Origin of the sequence: Epilithonimonas mollis (genome assembly GCF_900142325.1) — a bacterium.
Lineage (GTDB): Bacteria > Bacteroidota > Bacteroidia > Flavobacteriales > Weeksellaceae > Epilithonimonas > Epilithonimonas mollis.
Window position 1 is genome coordinate 14,450 of the sequence record NZ_FRAM01000006.1, and the last position, 15,911, is coordinate 30,360.

At 33.6% G+C, this 15,911-nt stretch carries 18 protein-coding genes; 6 read left to right on the plus strand and 12 right to left on the minus strand.

The window, feature by feature from the left end; all coding sequences use genetic code 11:
* Positions 1 to 57: 57 nt before the first annotated feature.
* The 3 genes from BUA97_RS16405 to BUA97_RS17415 all read right to left on the minus strand — a co-directional run bounded on the left by BUA97_RS16405 (position 58) and on the right by BUA97_RS17415 (position 2,722).
* Positions 58 to 867, minus strand: coding sequence for a helix-turn-helix transcriptional regulator (locus BUA97_RS16405; RefSeq protein ID WP_073000406.1), 810 nt, complete (start codon positions 865 to 867; stop codon positions 58 to 60).
* Positions 868 to 913: 46 nt separating this feature from the next.
* The gene (locus tag BUA97_RS16410) at positions 914 to 2,356 is read right to left on the minus strand and encodes a serine hydrolase domain-containing protein (RefSeq protein ID WP_073000408.1); all 1,443 of its coding nucleotides are present in this window, start codon (positions 2,354 to 2,356) and stop codon (positions 914 to 916) included.
* A 240-nt stretch (positions 2,357 to 2,596) separates the two neighbouring features.
* Positions 2,597 to 2,722, minus strand: coding sequence for a hypothetical protein (locus BUA97_RS17415; protein WP_262494355.1), 126 nt, complete (start codon positions 2,720 to 2,722; stop codon positions 2,597 to 2,599).
* A 387-nt stretch (positions 2,723 to 3,109) separates the two neighbouring features.
* Between BUA97_RS17415 and BUA97_RS16415 the strand changes: the two genes are divergently transcribed.
* The 4 genes from BUA97_RS16415 (at position 3,110) to BUA97_RS16430 (ending at position 9,354) form a co-directional block, all read left to right on the plus strand.
* Positions 3,110 to 3,553, plus strand: a complete 444-nt coding sequence (locus BUA97_RS16415; RefSeq protein ID WP_073000519.1) for a JAB domain-containing protein — start codon at positions 3,110 to 3,112, stop codon at positions 3,551 to 3,553.
* Positions 3,554 to 3,894: 341 nt separating this feature from the next.
* Positions 3,895 to 5,130, plus strand: coding sequence for a DUF3945 domain-containing protein (locus tag BUA97_RS16420; protein WP_073000411.1), 1,236 nt, complete (start codon positions 3,895 to 3,897; stop codon positions 5,128 to 5,130).
* Between the two features lie 356 nt (positions 5,131 to 5,486).
* Positions 5,487 to 7,619 carry an ATP-dependent nuclease gene (locus tag BUA97_RS16425; RefSeq protein ID WP_073000413.1) on the plus strand — a complete coding sequence of 711 codons (2,133 nt, stop codon included), beginning with the start codon at positions 5,487 to 5,489 and terminating at the stop codon, positions 7,617 to 7,619.
* Complete coding sequence (locus tag BUA97_RS16430; RefSeq protein WP_073000415.1) at positions 7,612 to 9,354, plus strand: UvrD-helicase domain-containing protein; 1,743 nt, start codon at positions 7,612 to 7,614, stop codon at positions 9,352 to 9,354. The genes BUA97_RS16425 and BUA97_RS16430 overlap by 8 nt, the downstream gene beginning before the upstream one ends.
* Positions 9,355 to 9,375: 21 nt before the next feature.
* Here the strand turns inward: BUA97_RS16430 and BUA97_RS16435 are convergent, their stop codons facing one another.
* From BUA97_RS16435 to BUA97_RS16475, 9 genes are all read right to left on the minus strand, one after another.
* A complete protein-coding gene (locus BUA97_RS16435; protein ID WP_073000418.1) occupies positions 9,376 to 9,633 on the minus strand; it encodes a hypothetical protein in 258 nt (85 codons plus the stop codon).
* A gap of 330 nt (positions 9,634 to 9,963) precedes the next feature.
* A complete protein-coding gene (locus tag BUA97_RS16440) occupies positions 9,964 to 10,191 on the minus strand; it encodes a hypothetical protein (RefSeq protein WP_073000420.1) in 228 nt (75 codons plus the stop codon).
* 94 nt (positions 10,192 to 10,285) lie between these two features.
* Positions 10,286 to 10,921 (minus strand): DUF6046 domain-containing protein, encoded by a 636-nt coding sequence (locus tag BUA97_RS16445; protein WP_073000422.1) that lies wholly within the window; start codon positions 10,919 to 10,921, stop codon positions 10,286 to 10,288.
* A 72-nt stretch (positions 10,922 to 10,993) separates the two neighbouring features.
* The gene (locus BUA97_RS16450) at positions 10,994 to 11,872 is read right to left on the minus strand and encodes a hypothetical protein (protein ID WP_073000424.1); all 879 of its coding nucleotides are present in this window, start codon (positions 11,870 to 11,872) and stop codon (positions 10,994 to 10,996) included.
* A 29-nt stretch (positions 11,873 to 11,901) separates the two neighbouring features.
* Positions 11,902 to 13,017, minus strand: coding sequence for a Clp protease ClpP (locus tag BUA97_RS16455; protein WP_073000426.1), 1,116 nt, complete (start codon positions 13,015 to 13,017; stop codon positions 11,902 to 11,904).
* A 102-nt stretch (positions 13,018 to 13,119) separates the two neighbouring features.
* Positions 13,120 to 13,422 (minus strand): hypothetical protein, encoded by a 303-nt coding sequence (locus tag BUA97_RS16460; RefSeq protein ID WP_073000428.1) that lies wholly within the window; start codon positions 13,420 to 13,422, stop codon positions 13,120 to 13,122.
* The gene (locus tag BUA97_RS16465; protein WP_073000430.1) at positions 13,415 to 13,624 is read right to left on the minus strand and encodes a hypothetical protein; all 210 of its coding nucleotides are present in this window, start codon (positions 13,622 to 13,624) and stop codon (positions 13,415 to 13,417) included. The genes BUA97_RS16460 and BUA97_RS16465 overlap by 8 nt, the downstream gene beginning before the upstream one ends.
* A gap of 76 nt (positions 13,625 to 13,700) precedes the next feature.
* A complete protein-coding gene (locus tag BUA97_RS16470) occupies positions 13,701 to 14,300 on the minus strand; it encodes an antA/AntB antirepressor family protein (RefSeq protein ID WP_073000436.1) in 600 nt (199 codons plus the stop codon).
* Between the two features lie 4 nt (positions 14,301 to 14,304).
* On the minus strand, positions 14,305 to 14,679 hold the full coding sequence (locus BUA97_RS16475) for a hypothetical protein (RefSeq protein ID WP_175546225.1): 375 nt from the start codon (positions 14,677 to 14,679) through the stop codon (positions 14,305 to 14,307).
* Positions 14,680 to 14,900: 221 nt separating this feature from the next.
* On the opposite strand from BUA97_RS16475, the gene BUA97_RS16480 reads away from it, so the two are divergent.
* Entirely contained in the window at positions 14,901 to 15,308 is a 408-nt protein-coding gene (locus BUA97_RS16480) for a hypothetical protein (RefSeq protein ID WP_073000440.1), read from the plus strand.
* Positions 15,305 to 15,862, plus strand: a complete 558-nt coding sequence (locus tag BUA97_RS16485; protein WP_073000442.1) for a hypothetical protein — start codon at positions 15,305 to 15,307, stop codon at positions 15,860 to 15,862. Before BUA97_RS16480 ends, BUA97_RS16485 begins: the two co-directional genes overlap by 4 nt.
* The last annotated feature ends 49 nt before the right edge of the window (positions 15,863 to 15,911 follow it).

Sequence of the window (15,911 nt, forward strand, 5' to 3'; positions counted from 1 at the left end):
ATGTGACGAATTTACTACAATGTGTGAAGCTGACCTTGTAAAAATGCGAACACGCTGTTATTTTTTTATTGTAAGATAAAACTCTTTTTCTTTAAAATTTTTAGGTGTTGTTCCTATAAAAGAGGCAAAAGTATTGTTGAAGTGAGGCTGGTCATAATAGCCATTGGATAAGGCAACTTGGATCACTGTAGTAAGTTTGTCATTTGGATAGACGACATCATCAAGAGCTTCCCGTAATTGTATTATATTGATAAAAAGTTTTGGGCTAATGCCTATAAAATTTTTAAATAGCTTTTGCAGATGGCGCTCAGAACATTTCATTGATTTTGCCAGTGAAGCAACGGTGATGTCGCTTCTTTTTCCCAAAATTAATTGCGTGCTTTTAGTAATTATTTGAACCTTAGCATTCGTAGTAAACGAAGGAGAGAAAATTTTTACAAGATGATTGCAGACCATTTCATTGTTTAAACCGATCATAATATCTAAATTCAATTCTTTAAAATAGGTCAACTCACTTGCAGAGCAAATCTTGTCTGTAAATAAGTGTGCGTCTGAGACACCGAAACAGGCAGGAGTCCAGGGAAAAAGCTGGATCATTGCTGCCTTTGTTGAGGAAAGAATATCAAGAGATAAAGTCTTAGTGATCTGACCGCAAAAGTAGATTCCTTCAGGTAAATGTCTGGCCTGGTCTTTATGCCTTATATGCAATCCATTTCCCTGTACTATAGCCATTGTGAAACATCCATTAGGAGGAACTCCTTTTTGTAATATGGGAGAGCGGCTGCTTAGGTTATCTAAAATCCATAACTTTTTAACGAAATTTGTGAGTATCCCAGTGACATAGTATTCGTTATAGATCGGATCCATTCTGTAAAGCTATAAAAAGAGCTTGATGTAATTATAAATTACAATATCAATTTGATAAAGAAGATAATTTTTCCAAAATCTTTTTCCCGTTTTCATTTTCCGGATTTAGTTCTATGGATTTTTTGTACATCTCAATGGCCTTGTTTTTATCTCCTATCTTTAATAAGATCTCTCCGTAGCTGTCATACACATTCCAGCTATTTGGGAATAGATAGACATTTAGTTTGAAAATTTCTAAGGCTTCTTTTTCTTTTTTGTTGGCCATCATTCGGTATGCCCAGTCGTTTAGCTCGGACTCGTTGGGATTAAATGAAGGATTTGTTTTTTGTTCTTTTTCTACAAAGTCAATAGCATTACTAAATCCTTTCTCCCGCAGATTTTTTCTCAAATAAGTCAGCGGGTCGGCCTTGACTATATCCTGATTATAGCATCCTGCAATTTCTTCAACAAAATCTTCCGGGCTACATCCAGCGAGATTGGTTAGCACGATGATGGCTAGATTATCATCGGGATATACCATTATGACAGATCTGTTTCCTCCTGACATTCCTACTGCGCTGTGTTTTTTTCGTGGCTTTGTAATTCCCCAGCCTCTTGCCCAATTGGTAGCTGTTCCGTTATTGAAATGACCAGGTGTCCACATCATATCTAAAGTGGCCTGGTTCTTCAATAAACGACCAGCTTGTAAGGCGATGAGCCAATTGGCCATATCCTCAGCAGTGCTGTTGAGACCAGATCCGGTCCGAACGAAATCTGGAAATTCTGTATAGGTATTAGTCAGTTTTGCTTCACCTTGTTTTCCGTCATAGTAACTGTTGTAACGGTAGGATGGCGCGTAATTTTGAATAATGTCCCTTGAATCTCCGAATACCGTATTTTTAAGATGAACAATTTTAAGTTGATTTTCCTCGAAATTTTTGGCAAAAGGTTCTTTGGTTAACTTTTCAATAATTTTACCTAGCAGATAATAATTGGTTTGATTATAGCTGAACTGTTCCCCTGTTTTAAATTCCAAAGGGAGTGTTTTAAGTTTTTCCCAAATGGCTGATTCTGTCTTCAACGGTCCGATATTTCCTGTCATTGGATCAAGGAGTTGCAGAATGTCAGGCAATCCTGAAATATGGGTCAACAGCTGGTCAACGGTGATCTTCTGCCATTCATTAGGTAAATCATTCAAATACTTACTGATCGGATCATTCAATTTGATTTTGTTCTGCTCAACCAATTGCATCACGGCAACACCTGTAAAAACCTTTGTATTGGAGTTGATTGGGAAAACAGTTGTATTCGTAACAGGTATATTATTTTGTAGATTGGCCATTCCATAGGATTGGCTTAAAACAATTTTTCCATTTTTTACAACGGCGATCTGCAATCCCGGTATTTTCCGTTCCTTCATTTCCCTTTGAATGATCTCATCAACATTGGTTTTAATTTGCTGAGCAAAAAACTGTGCTGAAACAAATAGAAGTAAAAAGTAGATTCTCATAATAATTAGACAATTACAAGTTACCTTTTATTACATGATTTATCATGGTATACTAATAAAATAGTACTCTGTTTTACTTTAATTTTAAAGATCAGTACCTCCGATTATCTTTTTTTTTTAATAATTGTATCGGGCTCCGAAAAATCATATTATCGCAGATATAAAGTTGATAAACTTCCTGACACACATTCTTTCTTATAGGATTACATGGAATTAAGGGGATGTCATTCCAAATACCCGCTATGCCTGTGAGGCTGTCTCATTTTCTATAGCAAATGTATTCCGTTGTCCCTGCGGAAAAAAATCTTTTTGGGTATCCGTGATCGGAGATCCCGAAGCCTCCGCAAAAAGATTTCTGGCTTTCATCAATTGTTACTTATTGTTTTTTGGAATTGATTCCAGTTTTCCTTGTGCCTGCCTGAATGGTGTATCAGCATAGAAAAGTCAGAAACCTCACAAGATGCAAAAGCAGTTCATTGAAATTTTGATCCTTATGATTACCCTTGGTATCAATCCGTATATCTGAAATTAGGATAGAGTATTCATCATCAGATATATTATACAAGTTATATCATAATATTCTATTTGTAAAATGGATGCTGCCATCTGTAAAATATAAAATACCCATTCGTAAAATGAATGATATGATAAGGTAAAAAAGAAAGGTCAAGATTTCCTTCAAGCTGCAATGTACAGGTTTTTTAACAGCAGGTGCGGGAAAAACAGGTCTCCGCCGCACACGGAGCAAATCAGATGAAATTCAATATTGTCAACGAAATTAAACTGAGCTATTCAAGAAAGGGAAATTGTGAAAGATCGATATCGTCATCAAGGGATGCGGGGGAAGTTTTCAGGGAACATTTTGATGCGGATGAAATGGATTACAGGGAATCGTTCTTTGCGCTGTATCTTAATCAGGCGAATAAGGTATTGGGCATCAAGAAAATTTCGGAATGCGGAATTTCTTCTACACTGGTGGATGTGCGGATTGTAATGCAGGCAGGGCTGCTTTGCAATGCGACTGCGATGATTGTTGCGCATAATCATCCTTCCGGAAATTTGAAACCTTCCGCCTGTGATATTAAAATGACGTCCCAGATTAAAGAAGCGGCTAAGATTCTCAATATTTCCCTGTTGGATCACGTGATTCTGACTTCTGATTCTTACTTGTCATTTGCCGATGAAGGGCTGATTTAAGTAACAAACTTTAGGATGAATAATCCCTGAACTTAGTACGATTTTGTAAAGCAGTTTTGGGATGGATAATATACAGTGATAAGACCCAATCATATTTTATGTTCATTCGTTTGAGCTGGAATTATCAAAGCATTTGAAAATGTTTCCTTCTTCAAATTCTTGCTTCTTCACTTTTTTGTTAGCCATTAGTGAATGGTTGAATCTTCCAAGGAAACTGGCAGTTAGAATTCCAATTTTCAAAGTTTGTTCTAAAGTTTCAACCATAAAAAAATTAGGCTTTCAGTTTTTAGCCTGTCAAATCTTAACTCTATTCACCTTTATATATTTAAAATTCCATTATTATGATAAACCACGCTTTTAATCCATCGGTATCAGAAAATAGCACCTTACTGGTTCTTCGACAAAACAGCGGTAATTTTGGTATAGTCCAGTCTGTTGACCCTTCAGGAAATCTTATTGATGTGAAACCTGATGAAAGTGCACCTTGTACGGTGATGCGCATCGGATCTTCACCGGAAGAATTTATGGATTGCTTTTCTGAATTCTATAACCAGCTGAAAAATCCTGAACACTATTCGTTTTTCAAGGTCAGGGAATTTGAAGCCGTCGAATCGGCTAAAGTTCTTCAGGCTTACTGGGATGTTTCCACGCCTTCTGAAAAACTAGAATTAAAGGATTTTGAGGTTTCAATAGACACAATCGAATCTCTTCGAAAAACAAATGAGATTGATAACACGATTGGGAAGGATTTAGTTTCTGGAAATGCTTCGGCGGATGATGCCAGCAATTACCGTTTCAGTATTGAGGACATCAATTGGACTGAAATGGCAGAGCTGGGACTGGACAAAGCCGGATTACAGGAACTGGATATATTGGACTTATTGCTGAAAGGCTATAAGACACCGATGTTGATTTCGGTTAGGGATGGAAATGCTATTATTGATGCCAGGTTGCAATTTAGGATGGATGATAATGGGGAAGTGGTGCTGCATGTCCATAAGGTTCAGAATAAAGTGGATTTCAGGAAGAAGTTCCTCGGGCATCGCTTTTCTAAAGAGGATAGGATGAACCTTCTAACTACCGGAAATATGGGGAGAGAGGTAGAACTTGTGAATCCTGTCACGGGTGAAGTTGTTCCGTCGCTTGTGAGCCTGGATAAATTGACCAATGAGTTATTTTCGTTACGGATGGAATTTGTGAGGATTCCAGAATTGGTTTGCGGGGTAGCATTCAATAAGGAACAGCGGGAAATTCTTGCTTCGGGTAAAGCTCTCTTTGTTGAAAATCTTGTATCGAAACGAAACCATCTTTTTAATGCAACATTGCAGTTTAATGCCGAGCGGCAGGGATTTGAATTTTTCTTTAACCGGAAGTTGGAAGGCAATGGTTTTGAATTTTGTGTTCCTCCAACTTTCAGAGGTGTTACGCTTCGCAGGTGGCAGCTCGAGAAACTGAAAGCTGGGGAGGGTGCGTACATCAGAGGTATAATTAGCAGAAATGGCAAGAAGTATCAGGGCTATATTCGTTTTGATAAGAAATCTGGTAGTATTGATTTTTCGTTTAAGAAGCCTTGTTGATGAATAAGAATTTTGTTGCCTGCTGAAATGTGCTAAAAGGCTTGTTTTTAGTGATTTTGATAGTGTATATTAACCTGTAGAGTCTTAGGCTTTGCAGGTTTTTGTGGTGGATATAGGGAAGATTTTGGGGCAAAAATGCAATTCCTCTCTGCGGTCGGAAACGCATTTTTGCGGGATTTGGAAAAACCCTATTTCTAAAATATTCCTGGTGCGGCAAGGCATATGTATTTGAAAAAAGGTTGCGAAATTTTTTTGAACGATTTAAATTGATTAAAAGGGATTTTTATTGTTTATAAATATATAGTAGACTCATACAATTTATTTATTTTTGTTATAACCTGAAAACCAATTAAACTATGTATATCTCAAAACTATCTATAAGAAATTTTAGAAATTTTAGAAATGTCTCTCTAAAATTTGAAAAAGGTGTTAACACAATTATTGGAGAGAATGGATCTGGAAAATCAAATCTTTTTCAAGCTATACGAATCTTAATTGATGATAGCATGCCACGTTCAATAAGGTTTTATGAAAATGATTTTAATCGTTCCTTAGGGGATTGGGCAGGACATTGGATCATAATTCAATTAGAATTTCAAGATTTAGATTCGGGCGAGGAAGCTCAATCAATAGCAATACATAAAATTGGTGAGGCTAATGATTACGATAGTACCAGAGGGACATACAACTTATTTTTTCGTCCAAAGATTGATATAAGACGTAATTTATATAAGCTTTCTGAAGATGAGAATAAGACACAAGAAGATTTACAACTATTATTACATTCTATTTCTTTAAATGAATATGAAACAGTATTTACAGGACGAGGAAATATTGATTTTTCAGAAGACTTAAACTATTCTAATTATGTGGGAGATTTTGATGATATTTTATTTCCAGATCCAGACGAAGAACAAACAGATAGCTACGGTATAAAAATGTACGGAATATCAATTCCGAACGAATTCGCTTGCACATTTGCAAAAGCACTTAGAGACGTTGAATCAGACTTAAAATCATACAAAGATAATCCTTTACTAAATTTATTAAGAGATAGGGAGAAAAATATTCCAGTTGATAAAAAAAGTGATATAGAGGAAAAGGTTGATGAATTAAATGATTCGATTTCTAGCTTGCAAGAAGTTAAAAGTGTTTCACAAGGCATAGCAAAAACAATGAAAGAAGCTGTTGGTGAAACATATGCCCCTAACATTAGTATTAAATCTGAACTACCGTCAAATATGGAAAGGTTACTGCAATCATTGAAGTTATGGGTAGGTGATCCTGATGAAGAAGGTTACGAAGGGAGACTTTGGGAACTAAGCTTAGGAGGAGCAAATCTCATTTATCTCACTTTAAAACTATTGGAATTTGAAAAAATAAAGAAAGATGATAAAATAGCAAATTTCATATTGATTGAAGAACCAGAAGCTCATATACACAATCATATTCAAAAAACTTTGTTCAATAAGCTGAACAAAGAAAGTACTCAAGTATTTATAACAACTCACTCAACACATATTTCTTCAGTGTCAGCAATCGGTTCCATGAATATTTTAGCACGTGGAAATAAGAAAGCTGAAGTATATAGCCCATCAAATAATCTCGAAAGGGGCGAAATTATGAAACTGGAGAGGTATCTTGATGCTAACAGAACAAATCTATTATTTGCGAAGGGTGTTATTTTGGTTGAAGGTGATGCAGAGCATATTTTAATTCCTGAAATGATAAAAAAGGTCTTCGGAGTAAGTCTTGACGAATTAGGAGTTTCCATAATAAATATCGGAAGTACAGGTTTCACTAATATTGCACAATTATTTGATAAAGATAGAGTTCGTAGGAAATGCAGTATTTTAACAGATAATGATATTTCCTTTGTTCCACTACCAGAGGACCATCATGATGATAATAATTACGAAAGGGATTGCCGTAATTCTCAAATTGCAGGAGAGGCACGAAAATTATTATTAGATGAATTTTGCGAAAATAATGATTTTGTTGAAGCTTTTTATGCCAACTATACTTTTGAAATAGAGTTCCTTCGAGCTAATAATATTTTTGAAATTAAAAAAACAATCGAAAAAGTATACAAAAGGCAAAAAGATATTGTAGCTATTAGTGAACAATTGGAAAATAGTGATGTAGCAATTTCAGGGAAAGAAATACTAAGGCTTGCAAATAAATTTGGTAAAGGTTGGTTTGCAATTATGGTAAGTGAGAATATTGATCATTTGACCGAAATTCCTACATATATATTGCAAGCCTTGGTCTATGCTTGTCCGACATTGAACAAAAATGTTTTATACTATATCGCAAAATATCGACTACTAAAATTAGTAAATAAGCCATTTAATAATGATACAAATGATTATGAAAAACTTTCTCAGGATTTTAATTCTTTTGAAGATTATAACGAAGCCTTAGATTATTACATATCAAATTTTCCGAGCGATACGCTATCCCAATTAATAGATTTAAAAAATGCTTAAGGGGTTAAATAATCAGCAAATAGAAGCAGTGAAAAATGAAGGTAATGTACTTTTGACTGCTTGTCCAGGAAGTGGCAAAACTAGAACTTTGACACACAAAATTGCTTACGAGCTTGAAAGAAACACAAGTTTAAAAAAAGTAATTATTGCAGTAACATTTACTAATAGGGCTGCAGATGAAATTATAAGAAGGATTAGAGAATTTAATGCGGATGACTCTAATCTTTGGGCAGGAACTATTCACTCATTCTGTTTAGAATGGATAATTAGACCATACTATTGTTACTTAAGTGAATTGAAGAATGGATTTACAATATCAGACGAATACAATTCTGAGAGAATATTAGGAGACCTTAAAAGCCAATATGGGTTATCATTTTTTGATTCTATATCTACTAGATATTTACCTAATCTAGAAAAGGAAGAAGTTAAGTATCGTGATTTAATCGATGAATATCATGAGATTCTTGCAGACGAAAAACTAATTGATTTTGATCAAATCTTATATTATTCATACAAACTCCTTTTAGAAAATCCTAAGATAGCCAGAACCCTTAAAAATTTATTTCATCTAATATGTGTTGATGAATATCAAGACACACAACAACTTCAATATTCCATAATTGCACAAATACTGAAACAGAAATCTGGTAATTGCAAAATATTTCTTGTAGGTGATTCGGATCAAGCAATTTATAGTTCGTTGGGAGGTGTAGCAAAAGAGAAATTGGCTATCGAAAAAGAATTTGATATAATGCTGTCAGGTATGGAACTATCTGGGAATTATAGATCTAATCAACAAATTATAGATTTCAATACAAATTTTCAAACGACTGATATAAACATTGAAGCTTTGGGATTTAATGCAGGTCATTCTGCAATTATAACTTATGATAAAGTAACACATAAAGATGCTATTGCTAAACAAATAGCTGAAATTATTAAGAACAAAATTTCAGAAGGAATTCCTGAAAAAGATATTTGTGTTTTAGCTCCTACTTGGTTTTTAGTTATTCCTATGGGAAGAAAGCTAAAATCTTTACTTCCAGATGTTAAGTTTGATGCTGTTGGGCTTTCTCCTTTATTGAAAAACAGGGAGAATATTTGGTTTAAAGTGGCTAGACTATTTTTAGTTGAACCATCACCCAAAGCTTTCTTAACCAGAAAAAAATGGAGCAAGGAACTTTTAAATGAATTAGATAGCTACGGACTCTTGGTACTTGAAAATGTTGAATTTCGAAGTAAAAAATTATTAAAAATTATAAATTCTATTAGTTCTGATGAAAATGAAGGTTTAAAGTATTTAAGGGAATGTTTTATTAAATTATTCAATTACTTGAATGTAGAGGTAAATCAAAATGAGCAGCTCCACAGTCAATGGGAATCATTTTTTGATGGAGCTAATAAAAGATTAGAAAATGAAGAATTTGCATTAGCAAAAGATATTGAAAGTTTTAAAAAGATGTTTAAGAATGAAGAGGGGGTTGTTGTAAATACCTGTCATGGTATTAAAGGTGAAGAGTTTGATACCGTAATTGCATTTGGACTCTTACATGGTAAACTACCTAATTGGAATGAAAACACAGAAAATGCAGCTAAAAAATTGCTTTATGTTATATGTTCAAGATCAAAAAGGGCACTTCATCTCTTCTCAGAAACTGGAAGAACTACACAATCTGGAAGGGCTTACAGACCAACTGACCAATTAAATAGAGTACAATACATTTATGATTGAAAATTAAATCCTAAATGGTAATTAATCTTTAGTTTTTATATTCCATTCTATCTTCTCCATTCTTTTCTTTAATAATTTTATGGTAGCCAACACCTCATTTTCATCAGGTAACGGTCCATACAGTAAGTTGACAAAATCATTTTCATACGTAGGGACTAACTCTTTTTTCCAGATGTCGTCAATCTCCTTGAAAAAGAAACTTTCATTTGGATGGTTATTAAGCCATTCATTATTATTACGGAAACTGATAACGTCATCTTCAGCTACCTTTAAAAGCATTTTTGTAAAATCTTCTGATTCAACAAATTTTATAAATTCTGGTTCATAATCGGCAAATCCAAAAGTTTAAAAAATAAATACTATGCCCGCCAGTTTCACGCTGGAAAAACAGACTAATTTTAGAAGCTATTTAAAGACCATTTAAACAAAATACCCGACTTTAGAATTGCACCACAAACACAAATTGCAGATGCTCTCAAAAAAATAAAAGGCTCATAGCCATACAGACCACGAGCACTTTGTTCTTCACAATTACAAATATAAGCAATTTAAACAAAATACCCGACTTTCAAATCGGGTATTACTGTAGGAATCGTGAGACGTTTTTAATTATTCAAATTTAAGCTTTTTTTTATGAACTCTTAATATATTATCTAATTCTTTCATATCAAATTCAGTTGGTTTGTTTTTTAATTTTTCTTCAATGGTTATGATTGTTACACCACTTAGAAACACTCTCACTCTCATATTAAATTTAGTGATAATCTTACTAAATGTAATATCATGAATTAATTCTTTTAAAGTTCCGTTTTTACCTGTAATTTTAATTGTTTCCATTTTATACGTTATATTAGAGCAACGTTACAAATAAGAAACTTAAAAAAAATACGGTTTTCCGTAATCTGAATAAAAAGCCTAACACTATTTTAAACTACTCATTTGGCTTTAAAAGTGTCCATGAGACAGAACTTATACTTGATGCTGTTAATGAGAAATGTACAGTGTCTGTAAATCCTTCAATTGGATTGATAGAAATACTTTTTATATAGATGCTATCAATATTCTTTTCGTAAAATTGTTGTCCTACGACTGTTATAATATCATTATGCTCAAATACATCAATTAATTCTTTGATTTTTTCAGTTGGGTAATTTCTATTTTCTACATCTATTAAAATACCTTTTATGTCAATGTTCCATGGTCTTGCTCCGAATCTTTCAATTACAACACCATCGCCACCGCTGACGCTTGTTTCAATTAAATTCTTCTCCCTACTGAAGTCAATCATCAAAGGAGGTGCGTAAATTGTGCCGTCACCATCGCTTAGTAACATACTTCCAAATTTTAAAATCTTATTAATGACTTGAGTTTGATTATTTCTAAAAACTTCATATATAAATTCGGTTTCTTCAAAAACTGTATCTATATCATCGTACATCTCGACATTATACTTATTTGGCTCTCTGGTAACAACCGCTTTATTGATGGCATTATTTACCGCCATTATCCCAAATGCAGATGCGTAACGTTGTGCTAAATTGATTACAATTGATTCGCCTATTTTCATAATGTTAATTTTTTTGTAATAAAACCCACATGAAAATGTGGGTTCTTTGTTTAAATAATATATTTATAAGGATTATATTTTAGTAGAAACAATCGCCCCAATCCCTTTATTTCTGATAGGCATTGCAATAAATCTTTTGTCAAAACCTACAATCGTAGCCCTTAATTTTGGGTCTCTTACAGTCTCATACATTCCGACTGTTCCGTCAGCTCTCATGACCTCATCAGATGAAAAAGCGAATGAACAATAAGTGTCAGTATTGGCAGGAACTGCACCCCAAGAAACTTTTTTATAGTTTGTAGAATTGTATTTTGGATTCTGAGTATTTTCCAAAATATTAAATCCTGCAAATCTTTTCGGCTTCCCGTCAACAAAATCGGTAAGGTCTTTAAAGGCTTTCAAATCATATAGAATCAAATCCTCTGTGTGATATGGGTCTAAAACCAAAAACCTTTTCTCAATTGGAATATTTTGTAGGTCAAACTTACGTTTTAAAGTAAGTATATTTTTCACATCCATTCTTTTAAATCCTTCTCCATTATCCTCCCCTGTTGTCAGAACAATAGGAGTATCACTACTATCTTCCAGTGGCGCATAGGCGTGCGCCGCTTTTTGTGCTGTTCTCGTTTGCAGTGCCATTCTATGACCATATATAACGCTCTCCAGTTTATCGTAGCTAAGTTCTACTGATTCCGGATTTCTCACTAATGTATTTTCAGTTTCAAATAAATCCAGTTCCAGTGATAACGGAAGATCTTCACGCTCTTTAACGATGATTGGATAAGTTTCATTATTTACCAATACATCAGGACTAAAACCAGCTTCTTGCAGATTGATAACATCATTATCCACAAAAGGATTAAAATCTCGTGCATACTGTAAAAATGTTACTGCAGGGTAAAAACCCTCCATAATCTGACCTGTCCAAACTTGCTTGTTTAATGTTGACATTTTTTATTTTTTTTAAATTACTTTGATTTCTATTTATATTTAGCCTTAACCAATTTCTGATATAGTTCGGGGTTCTGCTCCAGTTCCTTTGGTGCGTTCTTTCTGTAATCATTCAAATCCCACTCGCTTTTAGGTTTTGCGACTGTATTGGAATTATTAACTGTTCCCTGTACGATACGCTCCGCAATGACCATTGGATTCTTCCTAGGACTGCTTTCTAAAAAACTTTTTGTTCCTGCAAAATCTTTCTTGAACATTCCCAATATGTGTTTTTCTTGCTTTGCCGTTATTTGTCCGTTTCTGATTGCTTGTGTTGTAAGGTCTTTGGCTTCGCTATCAGTTGAGGTTTGCTGTTCATTCAGCTGATTTTTGATTGCTTCCAAAATATCGTCATTCGATACGTCTTCTGCCAGTCCTAACAACTCAATTATTGAAGTTTTTAAATTATTTGCATCCTCAATTTCCTGAATAATTTTAGTGTCGGAAGTATTGGCACTGAAATTAAATTTCTTGATTAATTCTTTCTTTAAGTCCATATTTTTACTGTTAAAATAATTTTTATTGTACAAAGCATCGAAGCGTGCAAATGCTTCTTTTGTAGGTAATTCTTGAGGATTGAAATTGGCATTTATATTATTTTCAGAATTAATAACACCGCTTATCAATCCCTCATCCAATGCCTGTTCTGCACTGAACCAGTTATCTCCGACCAACCATTTCTGAACATATTCAGCACTTTTGCCTGTTTTTAATGTTAGTTTTTTTATAAAGTTGGCTTCTATGGAACGTAATAGTTTTGCGTTACTCTCCAAATGCTGTGCAGTTCCGAACCCTCCACCCGATGGGGCGTGTATCATCAAATAACCATTTTCGACCATATAGACATCTTCCACGGAAGCACAAATGACCGCTCCCATACTTGCCGCTATCCCTATAATATCTATGGTTATTTCAGATTTACAATTACTGATAGCATTACACATTATATTTCCCTCAAACACACTACCGCCATAGGTATGCAGTTTGATGTTAATATGTTTTTCTTTCTGTTCCAGCTGTGAAAGAGCCGATACAAATAAAGAACCGTCACCGTCGTAAATATCGCCGAATGCTTCTAAAACATTTTCTTTGATTTCAAAATTCATTTCTTTATACTTTAAACACCGTTTAAACTCTCTTGTTTTCGGTTTTTATCTTCTTCCCGAGTTAACACCTCAGAAAGAAGATAAACGCCTTGAAAATCCTACTTAATTAGTTTTGTATATGGAAGTATTTTTTGTTTCTCTATAATAAATCCTGCTACTTCTCATACCGTTCTCTGATACAGAAAACAATTCGCTTGCTACGCTATCTACATCGTCCATAAACTCCAATCCTCTGCGTACACCTATTTCTATGGCTTCAAAATCAACACAATAATTGTCAAAGACAGTAAGTATTTTACTTTTCTTTCCATTTTTCATTGTGATTGTGCTTACTAGCGCATTAATCTTTTCAGGAATCAAATCGATTTGTTCACTGATGATGCTGTGTGTTATTACGTTATTCATTTTGTTTGGTATTTAATTCTTTAAGTTGTTTTTTTGCATTGATTCCTAAGTAAGATTGGAAAGTCCTTTGAGATATTTTGTATTTGGGTTCTATCTGCTCCCAGTAAATATTTTTTAAAAAAAGGTCTTCATTTTTTTTCTCCAATACTATGTTTTGAATTTCAATTACTCTTGCTAAATAGTTTTTACGATTGTAGGACATATAAAAAAATGTATATTTGTACAATCTTTAAGTTTTGTGAATAGACATCCCACTGGTGGGGTGTCTTTTTTTTATCTTAGTTCCTAAGCATATCTATCATGTCCTGATAGCCGAATAGTAATTCATTTTTGTTCTGCATGGCTTTTTGATAAAGGGCGTTTACTACCGTGTCTGCTTGTTCGGTATTGAATTCTTTGTTTACCATTACTCTTTTAACATACGCAGAAGTAAGATTTAATTCTTTGGCTACCTTGTGCATATCGCCCCATCTTAAATAGTTTCTTATCGTATTGATAAGTTCCACACGCTTTGCAGATACGCTATTGATATTTGTTCTTTTGAATTGTGGCGTTACTAAGGCTTTAGCGATGGCTACCTTCTCCATCTCGATAAAATATTGTCTCGCCTGTCGCCCCTGTTCTGTTTTTTCTACCATTGCCAACTCCTTTGCCATACTGATACTTACCACAAATTCTTTAAGTGGACGACCTCCGTTAGAGTTTTTGATAAATTTATCAAAAACCTCAAAGTCTTGATTTTCAATAAATCCGTATTCATTGATTCGGTTTTTTATCCAATGAGCAAACTCTTGTTTGCTTCCTAAAAAATTGTGCAATTCTCTTGCAGATACGGCACGTTTGCCATTTTGTTCTGTGATTTTGATTAGTTGTGTCATCTATTTAGTTTTTGAGTGTTGTTACCATCTTTTCATAATCAGCTAACAAAGATTTTTTATTAATTAAAGCTTTGTTATACAATTCATTAAGAACATTATTGTCAAAACATTCATCATTTAAAATATTTTCGACATAGGCAAAAGATACTCTTAACTTCTTTGCCACTTCCGAAACATCCTGACGGCTTAAGTATTTTTTAATTAATTGTAGATGTTCATTTTTAGAAGTACTGTCTGATAATTTATTTAATAATTTACTTATCAAATCTAACTGACGTTCAAAAAGATTCTGATAAAATTCAGATTGTCCTTTCCAGAATTCTTTATCTTTTTGTAAACTTTTAATTTGCTCTTCCATGCTATTGTTTGCAATTTTCAATTTGTTCCTTTAATAGTTCTGCCGATCTCTGGCGGATTTTCTTTGCCTTTTCAGAATTGAACACAAAATCTAAACTCATGGTAACTGTTTGTAAAGTGCAATTAAATTCATCTTTGATTTTATGTTTCAATTCGGGGTGTAGTAATATTTTTTTCATTACTTTGTCTCGTTAAATTTCTAAAGCAAATATATGAGAGAAATCTCTATTAAAACAAATTTTTATGAGAGAAATTTCAATTTTAAAGGAAAAAATTTTACAATATATTGAATATAAAGGAGTTACGAAATATGAATTTTATAAAAACACTGGTGTTTCAAATGGCGTTTTGTCACAAAAAAGCGGTTTATCTGAAGAAAATTTATTGAGATTTCTCTCGTACTACAAAGACGTTAATCTTGATTGGTTATTTTCCGACAAAGGTCCTATGCTTAAAGAACATAAGAAAGGGAGTATAAGCCAAAATATTACAGGAGATGGTAATACACAATCAGGTTACGGTAGCATCATTACAGGAGATAATAAAAAGCTTGTAAAAGAATTACAAAAGAAATTGGATAAATGTGAGGGCGAGTTAAAAGAAAAGGATAAGACTATAAGTCAATTAGTAAATCTAATGAGTTCAAAATGAAAGAAATAGAACAAAATATTACAGGTAGTAACAATTTACAAGTAGCCGTAAATAATGGGAAAATTGTTAATACAAAACAGTTTAAAAACATTATAGAAGTAGTACACGACCCAAGTACACATATAACAGTTAACCAGGCGTACGAAATAAAGCAGAAAATAACGGATATTGCTTCAATGGTTGCTACAAATCAAAGCGACAAAGCTTCTGCATTTAAAAGAGAATACATAGCGTTTGGAAAACAGTTTAAAATACCTAAATATAACTTACTTCCAGCGGAACAGTTTGACGATGCTATTTTGTGGCTTAACAAAAGAACCGCATATCACGGCAAAAAAAATCTAAGACAAGGCAATACAGATGAGTGGAGAAAAAAGCAATATACAGCCATTTATGCCCGTATCAAATCGCTAAATATGACTAAAGAAGACTTGCTTATATTTGCCGAGCAGAAACTCGCTTTAAAGTCAAATTTGGAATCAATAAAAGATTTAAGCGATACACGTCTGCAAAAGTTATACAAATACATCATTGCTATAAAACCAAAAGCATAAAAAAAGTTATCATTTTTTTTGATAACATCAATGATAACTTTTTTGATAC